Genomic DNA, 1,010 nt, shown 5'->3' on the forward strand with positions numbered 1-1,010 from the left:
CTACGCGGTAGGCGCGCAGTGTCATCTTGTCGTTCAGCGCGACGTCGCCGCCCAGGCGAGCACCCACCGTCATGTGGTCGACCTGCAAACCGAGTTCCTCGGCCAGCTCGCGGGCCAGTGCGGCCTGCTCGGTTTCCCCCTCGGCCACCTTGCCGCCGGGCAGTTCCCAACGACCGGCGAGTTGCGGCGGGCGAACCCGCTGAGCCACCAACACGGACGACCCGCAGATGATGGCTCCGGCGACGACGATCTGGGTCGGCATGGCCAGTGACGGTATACGGTCGGATGTATGGCTGTGTTAACGGATGACCAGGTAGACGCCGCACTGCCCGAACTGACTGGATGGGAGCGTGCCGACGGTGCGCTACGCCGCTCCATCAAATTCCCGGCGTTTCTGGACGGCATCGACGCCGTGCGCCGAGTCGCCGAGCACGCCGAGCGCAAGGACCATCACCCGGATATCGATATCCGTTGGCGGACAGTCACTTTCAAGTTGGTGACGCATTCCGCGGGTGGGATCACGCAAAACGACATCGACATGGCGCGCGACATCAACGGGATCATCGGGAGCTGAGCCGAGGGGACGGCACAGCCGCCTGGCCTTCGAACTGGCCTGCGTACTACAGGACCGACTGACCGGGACGGCCATTGCTGACGCCGCCCACGTTGCTGAGGCCGGCGCCGCCCCCTGCGCCCGATGCGGCGCCGCCGCTTCCGCCGGCGTTGCCGCCGAAGCTGCCGGTACCGCCCGCGCCGCCCGCTTCGCCCGAGTTGCCGCCGTTGCCGCTGCCGGAGGTGGGGAGGTTGGCGCCGGCGCCGCTGCCGCCACCACCGCCGGTGCCAGTGGGGTTAATGCCGCCGGTCCCACCGGCACCGCCGAGGAACGAGCCGACCGCCGTGCTGTTGGCGTTGCCGCCGGCACCGCCGTCTCCTGCGGTTCTGTCCGGCGACCCGGCCGCACCGCCACCACCACCGCCGCCACCGACAGCGCTGGCGCCGAACGCATAGCC

At 69.8% G+C, this 1,010-nt stretch carries 2 protein-coding genes and 1 pseudogene; 1 reads left to right on the forward strand and 2 read right to left on the reverse strand.

The features are described from left to right. Positions 1-262 (reverse strand): NUDIX domain-containing protein (locus BST27_RS30465; RefSeq protein ID WP_139805499.1); only part of this gene is annotated, 262 nt, incomplete at its 3' end. Positions 263-289: 27 nt separating this feature from the next. Here BST27_RS30465 and BST27_RS30470 point away from each other — a divergent pair. Then, positions 290-574: a 4a-hydroxytetrahydrobiopterin dehydratase gene (locus BST27_RS30470; protein WP_069419833.1), complete on the forward strand. Its 285-nt coding sequence runs from the start codon at positions 290-292 to the stop codon at positions 572-574. A 46-nt stretch (positions 575-620) separates the two neighbouring features. Here BST27_RS30470 and BST27_RS32930 read toward each other — a convergent pair. Continuing rightward, positions 621-1,010, reverse strand: a pseudogene (locus BST27_RS32930) (PE family protein); the annotation flags it as partial.

It is taken from the genome of Mycobacterium intermedium, assembly GCF_002086275.1.
Taxonomy (GTDB): Bacteria; Actinomycetota; Actinomycetes; order Mycobacteriales; family Mycobacteriaceae; genus Mycobacterium; species Mycobacterium intermedium.